Below are 10794 nucleotides of genomic sequence, written 5' to 3'. Positions count from 1 at the left end.
ATTTTCAACTCCATATTTCACAATCAAACCCATCCAAATTGTTATATTTTGCCAACTAACTTTAGAGGCTATGCGTTTCGACAAATGTAGACGTTTTATCTACAAAACTATTTATTGGATTCTCTGGTAAACTTATAGCATTAAGTTATGCAGGAGAAGATTTTGATTAATCCAACGCCAGAACAACAAGCCGTTATTGACTGGGAGGGAGAGAAGCTTGTCGTTAACGCTTTTGCCGGAACAGGGAAAACCTCAACGTTAGTGAAATATGCCGAAAAGCATCCCGAACTCCGGATGCTCTACATTGCGTTTAATCGTTCAGTGAGGGAAGAGGTAGACGAGAAATTTCCTGCTAATGTGCTTTGCAAAACATCCCATCAACTGGCATGGCCTGGTTTTGGTAGAAATTACGCTCATCGATTAACAAATTCTCTGCGTCTTTTTGATATTGCTAATGCTACTCAGAGTGAAGACTGGGTATACGTAAAAGCGATTCAGGACACCTTAAAGAACTTTATGTGCAGCGTGGATAGTCAGATTATGTTACGCCACTGTCCCTCAATATTGATGGGTGAAGTTAAACAACCATTTATGGCTCATGATGTCGTCAGACAGAGCGAACGGCTCTGGCATCGAATGATTGACCTTGCTGATAATTTTCCCGTCATTCATGATATGTATTTAAAATTGTACCAACTCTCCCAACCTAATCTTTCCCATCGTTTTGACGTTATTTTGTTTGATGAAGCGCAGGACGCTAATCCGGTTACTCACGATATTGTTTTTCGTCAAACCACGAAGTTAGTGATGGTGGGTGATGCCCATCAACAGATTTATCGTTTTCGAGGGGCGGTCGATGCGTTAAATGCGCCTTTGCTTAGTGATGCTGACCGTCTCTGGTTAACCCATAGCTTTCGCTTTGGTGCCTGTGTCGCGGATATGGCTAATGCATTACTGGCCATGAACGGTGAAACGCATCAGGTGGTTGGCAGAGGTGAAAAAGATGACATTCTTATTGATGTCCCTAAGAAAGGCTTTCCTCACCGCGCCATACTCAGTCGAACGGTAGCAGGGGTGATTGGTTCGGCGCTGGAAGCCAGTAGCAAAAAAGCGACTATCTACTGGGTCAATGGGATAGATGCTTATCGTATCGATGAATTAATTAACCTTCACTGGTTTTCACTCGGTAAGCGAAAAAAGATGAGTCACCAACGGCTTTACACCGAATATCGTAATTATGCGAATTATAAGCAGATGGCGAATGCCAGTGGTGACCAGGAAATGTTGCAATCTATCAAAATCATCGAAAAATTTACGCCATTACCGAAGAAAGTGGATGTTTTACGTAAACGAACGGTAGATACTGAAGACGAAGCCAGCATTACTGTTACCACTGCCCACCGAGCAAAGGGATTAGAGTGGGATATCGTTGAAATCAATAATGACTTTCCGAATAATCTTTTTGACCCTGAAATGGACAAAGCAGCCTTTAGAGATGAAGTGAATTTACTGTATGTTTCCGCGACCAGAGCGAAGAAGACACTTATCATCAATAAATTGTTGGTAAATATTCTAGCCAACGTTGCTGAGAATGAAAAAACGGCAAAAGTTTAATTCAGAAATACCTCTAGAAACGCTTGTAATCGATTTTGAGAGGTTTTCTTGTGATTAGCCATAAAAAGATACCAGTAACAAAAAATAGACGCACCTGAGAAGAATAGGGTGCGTTTTTCTATGGCTGGATTATGATGTATGAAATGTAATGAATAAATAGCGTATTTAATATAGCGGGTTTGTTTGCCATAATTCAATCTGACGCGAGCAATTACTGAAGATATCGGATGAGTAAAAAATTCACCCCAACGCCCCACGATGCGGTATTTCGCCAGTTTCTAAGTGAGAAAGCGACAGCAAAAGACTTCTTTGATATCTGGCTGCCGGATGAGATTAAGTTGCTGTGTGACTTAGATAGCCTCAAAGTGGAGTCTGGCTCATTCATCGATAGTGAGATGAAGAATTACCAAAGTGATATTCTCTATTCAGTTAGCACTATAAAGGGAAGTGGATATATTTACGTATTGATTGAGCATCAGTCCACCCCTGATAAACTCATGGCATGGCGATTGATGCGTTATAGTATGGCAGCGATGCAGAAACATTTAGAACAGGGAAATAAGCAATTACCGCTCGTTTTCCCAATACTCTTTTATTGCGGTGAACAAAGCCCTCACCCCTATAGCACGAATTGGTTGGACTGTTTTCATGATAGAAAACTAGCAGAACGTATCTATACACAACCGTTCCGATTAGCAGATGTTACAACTTTAGATGATGGTCAAATTATGCAGCATAGACGAATGGCGTTATTGGAGTTAATCCAGAAACACATTCGTAGAAGGGATATGACAGAGCTTATGAATGAAATTGTGACGCTGTTGTCGTATAATTATTATACCGATAATCAAGTTATTACCCTGTTTAACTATCTCATCCAAGAAGGTAATACCCAAAAGCCAATGGAATTTATCACTGAGATAGCCAAACAATCAGAAAAACACGAAGGAGCACTTATGACTATTGCTCAAGCATTAAAACAAGAAGGATTACAAGAAGGATTACAAAAAGGCAAACTGGAAGGCTACCAATTAGGCAAAAATGATGGCGTTCAAGAAGGTAAATTAGAAGGTAAACTTGAAGGCGAAAAACAGGCTTCGATGAAGATAGCGCGGCAAATGCTTGAAAGTGGCATGGACAGGCAATCTGTGATGAAATTTACGGGCTTAAATGATACTGAAATGAGCACCCTGTTTAAAGATTGAACCATGACAGAACGCAAGAAATTAAGCCTCAATCGCTCAAGAAAGGCTTCACAGGAAGAGCAGCCACAAAGTAACTCAGTTTACCGTAAAAAGGTCTGGGTGAATGCTGCGCCCAAAAAGCAGGCAAAAAAGCCTCATCCTCCCAAAGTAGCAAAACAGCAACCCAAGAAGGTGGTTGAAAAATCTAAACAGGCAGTGAAGGTTAAAATACCAAAACCGCCCACACTGCCCAAAAAGCGATTGCCGTTAGAGGAAGCGATTTCCCAGATAACCACGTTTTGGCCTAATTTATTTCCTGAAAATCAATTGAGACCCATGAAAATTGGTATCCAGCAGGATATGTGGCAGGAGGTTAAGAAAAAATCATTACCGATAGCCAGAAGGCGCTTGAAAGCCTGTCTAGGCAGTATTGGTCATCATGTTGATTATCGGGCACTTATCCAGTTAGGGGCGTTTCGTTATGACAAAGAAGGTCAGAGAGTCGGAAAGGTCACCCAAGCCGATGTTAAGGATAACTTGCAACGTTTAGCACGGCGAAATACATCAAATCATCACGTTATAGATTGTATTCTTCCTTTGACTAAAAACTGAGAATGTTAAAAATTCTTCCTCATGCAGCAAAATTAACAGGTTTCTCTCATGACCAAAGAACAACATATTGAACAAGGGTTAATCGCCAAACTGCGCGAGCTGAAGTATATTTATCGGGATGATATTCGTGATAAGGTGAGTCTTGAGCAAAACTTCCGTAAGAAGTTTGAATCCCTAAACCAAGTCAGCTTAACGGATGTGGAATTTACCCGCTTGTGTGATGAAATAGTGACGCCTGATGTTTTCGCGGCTGCGCAAAAACTGCGTGAAAAAGGTAAATTTACCCGAGAAGATGGTACACCGCTTGAATATATGCTGGTGAACATAAAAGACTGGTGCAAAAATGATTTTGAAGTTGTTAACCAATTCCGCATTAATACTGAAAATAGCCATCAACGCTATGACGTTATCTTATTGATTAATGGTTTACCTTTGGTACAAATTGAGCTTAAGGCTTTTCAGTTAAGTCCACGAAAAGCGATGCAACAAATTGTTGATTATAAGAATGAGCCAGGTAATAGCTATAGCCATACACTGTTTTGTTTTATGCAGTTGTTTATCGTTAGTAACGGCAATGATACCCGTTACTTCGCAAATAACCGAAATGCGCATTTCAGTTTTAACGCAGATGAGCGGTTTCTGCCCATTTATCAGCATGCTGATAAAGATAATAACAAGATAACCCACCTGCATGATTTCGCCGATGACTTCCTGGTGAAGTGTACGCTTGGGCAATTAATCAGTCGTTATATGGTATTGGTGCAAGTTGAGCAAAAAACCCTCATTATGCGCCCCTATCAAATCTACGCTGTTAAAGCGATGGTTGAGGCCATTCATCAAAATCGCGGAAACGGCTATATTTGGCATACAACCGGTTCAGGCAAAACCCTAACTTCTTTCAAAGCCTCTACCTTACTTAAAGATAACCCCGACATTGAGAAATGTTTGTTTGTTGTCGACCGCAAAGACCTTGATCGGCAGACACGCGAAGAATTTAACAAATTTCAGGTGGGCTGCGTCGAGCAAAATACCAATACCGAAGCGCTGGTGCGCCGCATGTTATCGGAAGATTATGCTGATAAAGTGATTGTGACGACTATCCAAAAACTGGGGTTGGCATTGGATAAAAACCGTCGACATAAGCAAGGTGAACAAACTTACAATGAACGACTCGAATCGCTGCGCAACAAGCGGATTGTTTTTATCTTCGACGAATGTCATCGCTCCCAATTTGGTGAAAATCACAAATTGATTAAGGCCTCTTTTCCGAAAGCCCAGTTGTTCGGTTTTACGGGAACCCCTATTTTCGACCAAAACTCAATCTATCAGCAGGTTGATGGTAATTTGGCTTCTTTTAAAACTACTGCAGATATTTTTGAGAAAGAGCTTCATGCTTATACCATCACCCATGCAATTGAGGATAAGAATGTCTTGAGTTTTCATATTGATTATTTTGCTATAGATGGGAATAGCAAATCAAAAAAAGGTCAGAAGCCCTCACCTGAAGCCGTAATCAGAACCATTTTTGAAAAGCATGACAGCGCTACCAATCATCGCCGCTTCAATGCTTTGGTGGCTACCGCCTCTATCAATCAGGCGATTGAATATTTTGAACTGTTTAAAATTATGCAGATGGAAAAACAGGCGGGAGATGAAAACTTTAAGCCACTTAATATCGCCTGTGTGTTTTCCCCGCCCGTTCAAACTGTGGTAAAAGAGGGGGAAGCAAACAGTAAGAACATAGTGGATATCAAACAATTGCAGGAAGATTTACCGCAAGAGCGTGCCGACAACAAGGTTGAGCCGGAAAAGAAAAAAGCGGCGCTTATGACGATTATTTCCGACTATAATGCACAATACGGCACGAATCACAGTATAAATGAATTCGATCTTTATTATCAGAATGTCCAGCAGCGTATAAAAAACCAGCAATATAGCAATGTTGATTATCCCCGAAAAAACAAAATCGACATCACTATCGTGGTAGATATGTTGCTTACAGGGTTTGATTCCAAATACCTCAACACGCTATATGTCGATAAAAACCTCAAACAACATGGTTTAATTCAGGCTTTCTCGCGCACTAACCGCGTGCTAAACGACACCAAGCCGTGGGGTAACATTCTTGATTTCCGTTATCAGGAAAACGAAGTTAACGCGGCTATCGCGTTGTTCTCAGGCGGTGCTAAAGACAAAGCCAGAGAAATCTGGCTGGTTGAACCTGCACCGAAAATGGTAGAAAAGTTCGAGAAGGCGGTAGAACAATTGCACGCTTTTATGGTGGGTAAAGGTTTACCGTGCGAACCCTCTCAGGTTCATAATCTAAAAGGCGATATAGCGAAAGCTGAATTTATCAACCACTTCAAAGAGGTGCAAAAGCTAAAAACCCAGTTGGAGCAATACACTGACCTGGATGAAAAAAGCAAAACCTTAATTGAACAGAGGCTGCCTACCGATACCTTGCGTGGCTTCAAGGCCATTTATCTTGACACCGCAATGGAATTGAAACGTAAGCACGGAAAAAACGAAGAGGTTGATAAAACGCTAGAACAATTGGAATTTGATTTGGTGTTGTTTTCCTCCAGTATCATTGACTACGATTACATTATGGAACTGATTGCCACCTCTACCCAATCTGTTGGCAAGCGAAAGATGACTCGGCAAGAGCTTATCGACATGATAAGCGCAAACGCTAACTTAATGGATGAGCGAGAAGATATCATTACGTATATCAATAGCCTAAAAGTAGGCGAAGCCTTAAATGAAAAAGAAATCAGGGAAGGCTATCAAGCTTTTAAAGCGCAAAAAGCCGTTCAAGCCTTAACACAGATAGCCAAGAAACATGGACTACAAGCTCAGTCTTTACAAGTGTTTGTCGAGAATATTATTGAGCGCCTGATATTTGATGGTGAGCAATTGACTGACCTGTTTGCACCATTGGTGCTAGGTTGGAAGGCGCGGCGAGGGGCGGAACTGGCATTAATGGCAGATTTAGTGCCTTATCTGCAAAAGCAGGCGGCAGGACGTCAGATTTCAGGGTTGAATGCTTATGAGTAAGCAGAAGAATGGATTGGTTCCCGTGTTAAGGTTTCCAGAGTTCATTGGTGAAACAAAATGGTGTTTTGAGCAGTTTGATAAGATATATGAATTTAAATCTACTAATTCTTTATCAAGAGATAAACTTAATTCCAACGGTGGAACGGTTAAAAATATTCATTATGGAGATATTCATACTAAATTTTCAACTCTCTTCGATATTACTTCAGAAAATATCCCTTATATTAATGATTCGAAATTTTTAGAAAAGTTAAAACCAGAAGCATATTGTCGTGAAACCGATATTATTTTTGCTGATGCCTCTGAAAATATGGAAGATATTGGGAAAAGCATTGAGATAATTAATATTAACAATGAGAGGCTCATTTCAGGACTTCATACTTTATTGGCTCGACAAAAGAATCAGAAGTTAATAAAAGGTTTTGGTGGGCATTTATTTAACGCGACTGTAATTCGAATGCAGATTCAAAAAGAAGCACAAGGAACAAAGGTTCTTAGTATAACTACTAGACGAATTGCCTCTATAAAAGTGCCACATCCGGATGATAAAAAGGAACAACAAAAAATTGCGGATTGTCTTTCTTCCATCGATGAGCTTATTATGGCTCATACCCAAAAACTCAATAGCCTAAAAGCCCACAAAAAAGCTCTAATGCAACAACTTTTCCCTTCCAAAGGAGAGAGTTTGCCTAAACTCCGTTTTGTAAAAGATGATGGTGCAGACTTTCTACCTTGGAAGAGTGTAAAGCTAGAAGCCGTTGCAAATCGTGTAATAAATAAAAACAAAGGTGAAAAACTATTTCGTGTTTTAACGAACTCGGCAGTCGATGGGGTTGTTGATCAAAAAAATTATTTTAAAAAAGATATCGCTGTTAAAGGTAATTTAGATGGATATTATATTGTTGAATTAGGCGATTATATTTACAACCCAAGAATATCAACTTTGGCACCAGTTGGACCTATTTCTAAAAATAAGGTTGGTAAAGGAGTTATATCACCCCTCTATACAGTTTTTAGATTCCTTAATAAGAATAATGATTTCTATGAACAGTATTTTAAGTATTCTAATTGGCATCACTTTTTACAATCTGTATCAAATAGTGGAGTTCGCCATGATCGTATAAGTATTAAGAGTAACGAATTTATGGTAATGCCAGTCCCGGATCTTGATGAGAAAGAACAACAAAAAATCGCTGATTGCCTTTCTTCCCTTGATCAACTGATAGGCTTACAAAACCAAAAACTCGAAAGCTTAAAAAAACACAAAAAAGGCTTAATGCAACAACTTTTTCCTGTCATTAGTGAGATGATTTAACCCAGAATTCTTCATGAAATGGCAATGAAATTAGGCGAAGAAAATAGTATGACAAAAGAACAATTAAGCCAACTTGGGAAAACCCTTTGGAACATAGCTGATAATTTGCGGGGTGCGATGAATGCGGATGATTTTCGTGATTACATGCTGTCATTTTTATTTTTACGTTATTTGTCTGATAACTATGAACAGGCAGCTCAAAAAGAATTAGGTCGCGATTATCCGAAACCTAAAGAGGGAGACCGTAGGGCACCGCTGACTATTTGGTATGAAAATAACCCTACCGATATTATTGACTTTGAGAAGCAAATGCGGCTTAAAACCCATTATGTCATTGAGCCGCCGTTTTTATGGAGTAGTATTGCCGAAATGGCTCGAATCCAAAGTGATGATTTACTTATCATCCTTGATAAAGGGTTTGATTATATTGAATCGCGTTCGTTTGGGTCTAATTTTCAGGGGTTATTTTCTGAAATTAATTTGTACTCGGAAAAATTAGGGAAAACGCAAAAAGCCCGTAATGATACCCTTTGTGAAATTATAAAAAAAATCGCGGGGGGTATTACTCAATTTAGTACTGATAAGGATATTTTGGGGGATGCTTATGAATATCTCATCGGTCAGTTTGCAGCAGGTTCAGGTAAGAAAGCTGGTGAGTTTTATACCCCGCAACAAATATCGACGATTCTTTCTGAAATTGTGACGCTTGATAGTCAAGACCCCACCACGGGTAAGAAGAAAAAAATTAGACAGGTGCTCGATTTTGCCTGTGGTTCTGGCTCCTTATTATTAAATGTTCGTAAACAGTTACATGAAGCCGGTGGAAAAATCGGTAAAATCTTCGGGCAAGAGAAAAATATCACGACTTACAACCTAGCTCGTATGAATATGTTGTTACATGGGGTGAAAGATACCGAATTTGAGATTTATCATGGCGATACACTGGGAAATGACTGGGCTATGCTTAATGAGTTAAATCCCGCTAAAAAGCAACAGTTTGATGCGGTGGTTGCTAACCCACCCTTTAGTTATCGTTGGGAATCAACTGAATTATATGGAGAAGACTTCCGTTTCAAAAATTACGGTGTGGCGCCCAAATCTGCGGCGGATTTTGCCTTCCTGCTTCATGGATTTCATTTCCTGAGTGACGATGGTGTGATGGCTATCATTTTGCCACATGGGGTGTTGTTTAGAGGCGGTGTAGAAGAACGTATCCGTACCAAATTGTTAAAAGATGGGCATATTGATGCGGTGATAGGTTTACCAGCTAACCTGTTCTTCTCTACGGGAATTCCGGTATGTATTCTGGTTCTCAAACGATGTAAAAAATCTAATAATGTGCTGTTTATTAATGCGTTAGAGCAATTTGAAAAAGGCAAACGCCAAAATCAGCTATTGCCAGAACATATCGAAAAAATCATCGATACCTATCAATTCCGCAAAGAAGAGGTGCGTTATTCACGTAGGGTGTCAATGGAGGAGATTGAAAAGAATGATTATAATCTTAATATCACTCGTTATGTGAGTACCGCAAAGGCAGAAGAAAAAATAGATTTACAAAAGGTGAATAATGAACTGTTAGATTTAGAGAAACAGATTTACAACGCTACTTTACGTCATAACGAGTTTCTTATCGAATTAGGACTTTCGCCACTGCCATTGACAGGCAAGAAATGATGCTGATTATTGTGCATTTATCTATTTAAGTACATATATTTATTATAAAGCGTGTCAAATGATCTGATAGACCATATTTACAACGTTTAGCATGGTGAAATAATAATAACAGGAGGACATAATGGTTAATATTGCAGTGGTTTATCATAGTGGTTATGGTCATACCAAAGCGATTGCTGAAGCGGTTATTGATGGCGTTAAGGAAGTGACTGATGTTGATGTTAAATTAATTTCGGTAGAAGACATAGACCAACATTGGGATTTTCTTAATAATCAAGCCAATGCGATTATATTTGGTTCGCCAACTTATATGGGTGGCGTATCTGCTCAGTTTAAAGGTTTTATGGATGCTTCATCTAAACATTGGGGTAGTTGGCGAGATAAATTGGCGGCAGGTTTTACATGCTCTGCTTCACGTAGTGGTGATAAGTTGTCAACTTTGCAGCATTTATCGGTATTTGCCGCGCAGCATCAAATGTTATGGGTGAGTTTAGGATTAATGCCTGGTAATAATAATTCTCAAGGCTCTGAAAATGATGTTAATCGTTTAGGTTCATTTCTTGGTATGATGGCACAAGCAAATGCTGACCAGGGTATAGAAGGTATTAGGTCATCTGACAAAGAAACGGCTAAAATATTGGGAAAACGTGTCGCGCAAGCTACATTACGTTGGAATAAATAATTTTTCATTGTAATCAATTATCCCTTGCTGATTTTATTTTTTAGGGTCAGTAAGGTTAGTTCGTGTATTTTAAAAGCTTAAAATTAATACTTAAGAAGTTATGACAAAGCAAGAGCTAACAGCCCTCAATATGGCCGGTTTTATCAAAAGTCAGACATTAATACTCTTAGATAAGCTCAATCAACTTAATCTGGATGATTGTGCAGATGAGTGCGAAGAATTGCACGACATGGCAGAAGCACTTTATCTTAATTTGAAGAGAACACTGGAAAGATAATTACTCACTCCTATTTTTTGCACAGAAAAACAAACAAAAGATTGTAATTACTCATAAAAATAAGGATGTCGCCGCTAATGGCGGCTCCGCTGATGTTTCCCTACGGGATGTCAGAAGCATAGTGAAAAAAAGCGTATCGCTTAAATAAATTGAATTCCGCCTGTAAATCAGATTTATCCATCGCATTAATTTAAAATTTGAAGGATTTCCCTTACTGCCCGATGCCAGCTTGCCATTCGCCCATTTTTAGGGGACGGCAAGCCTTAAAGTGGCTTTCGCGGCATATCCTCGCCATACATGGCTCCGGTATTCCACGTTCCACTTGACCCCAAATGGTCAATGGCTTCGTGACATCGGGCAGTAAGGGAACGGTGAC

At 39.6% G+C, this 10794-nt stretch carries 8 protein-coding genes; all 8 read left to right on the top strand.

What is annotated here, in order from left to right:
- The first annotated feature begins 147 nt into the window (after positions 1 to 147).
- The 8 genes from G468_RS21225 to G468_RS23090 all read left to right on the top strand — a co-directional run bounded on the left by G468_RS21225 (position 148) and on the right by G468_RS23090 (position 10418).
- Entirely contained in the window at positions 148 to 1614 is a 1467-nt protein-coding gene (locus G468_RS21225; RefSeq protein WP_034250090.1) for a UvrD-helicase domain-containing protein, read from the top strand.
- A 227-nt stretch (positions 1615 to 1841) separates the two neighbouring features.
- Entirely contained in the window at positions 1842 to 2819 is a 978-nt protein-coding gene (locus tag G468_RS0114400; protein WP_026823688.1) for an Rpn family recombination-promoting nuclease/putative transposase, read from the top strand.
- A 3-nt stretch (positions 2820 to 2822) separates the two neighbouring features.
- Positions 2823 to 3410, top strand: a complete 588-nt coding sequence (locus G468_RS0114395) for a ProQ/FINO family protein (protein WP_026823687.1) — start codon at positions 2823 to 2825, stop codon at positions 3408 to 3410.
- A 48-nt stretch (positions 3411 to 3458) separates the two neighbouring features.
- Positions 3459 to 6467, top strand: coding sequence for a type I restriction endonuclease subunit R (locus tag G468_RS0114390; protein WP_026823686.1), 3009 nt, complete (start codon positions 3459 to 3461; stop codon positions 6465 to 6467).
- On the top strand, positions 6460 to 7782 hold the full coding sequence (locus G468_RS0114385) for a restriction endonuclease subunit S (protein WP_026823685.1): 1323 nt from the start codon (positions 6460 to 6462) through the stop codon (positions 7780 to 7782). The genes G468_RS0114390 and G468_RS0114385 overlap by 8 nt, the downstream gene beginning before the upstream one ends.
- 18 nt (positions 7783 to 7800) lie before the next feature.
- Positions 7801 to 9459 (top strand): type I restriction-modification system subunit M, encoded by a 1659-nt coding sequence (locus G468_RS0114380; RefSeq protein ID WP_248604895.1) that lies wholly within the window; start codon positions 7801 to 7803, stop codon positions 9457 to 9459.
- Positions 9460 to 9580: 121 nt separating this feature from the next.
- Positions 9581 to 10141, top strand: coding sequence for a flavodoxin family protein (locus G468_RS0114375; RefSeq protein WP_026823683.1), 561 nt, complete (start codon positions 9581 to 9583; stop codon positions 10139 to 10141).
- A 100-nt stretch (positions 10142 to 10241) separates the two neighbouring features.
- Positions 10242 to 10418, top strand: coding sequence for a Rop family plasmid primer RNA-binding protein (locus G468_RS23090; RefSeq protein WP_071846899.1), 177 nt, complete (start codon positions 10242 to 10244; stop codon positions 10416 to 10418).
- Positions 10419 to 10794 lie beyond the last annotated feature (376 nt).

The sequence above is a fragment of the Arsenophonus nasoniae DSM 15247 genome, assembly GCF_000429565.1.
Classification (GTDB): Bacteria; Pseudomonadota; Gammaproteobacteria; order Enterobacterales; family Enterobacteriaceae; genus Arsenophonus; species Arsenophonus nasoniae.
Note: the sequence above shows the minus strand (reverse complement) of the source record. Positions and strands in the feature narration are given on the sequence as shown.

Coding starts and splice junctions, on each gene's coding strand:
- G468_RS0114390 (WP_026823686.1), top strand. CDS start 3,459: ATGACCAAAGAACAACATATTGAACAAGGGTTAATCGCCAAACTGCGC.
- G468_RS0114375 (WP_026823683.1), top strand. CDS start 9,581: ATGGTTAATATTGCAGTGGTTTATCATAGTGGTTATGGTCATACCAAA.
- G468_RS21225 (WP_034250090.1), top strand. CDS start 148: ATGCAGGAGAAGATTTTGATTAATCCAACGCCAGAACAACAAGCCGTT.
- G468_RS0114385 (WP_026823685.1), top strand. CDS start 6,460: ATGAGTAAGCAGAAGAATGGATTGGTTCCCGTGTTAAGGTTTCCAGAG.
- G468_RS0114400 (WP_026823688.1), top strand. CDS start 1,842: ATGAGTAAAAAATTCACCCCAACGCCCCACGATGCGGTATTTCGCCAG.
- G468_RS0114380 (WP_248604895.1), top strand. CDS start 7,801: ATGGCAATGAAATTAGGCGAAGAAAATAGTATGACAAAAGAACAATTA.
- G468_RS23090 (WP_071846899.1), top strand. CDS start 10,242: ATGACAAAGCAAGAGCTAACAGCCCTCAATATGGCCGGTTTTATCAAA.
- G468_RS0114395 (WP_026823687.1), top strand. CDS start 2,823: ATGACAGAACGCAAGAAATTAAGCCTCAATCGCTCAAGAAAGGCTTCA.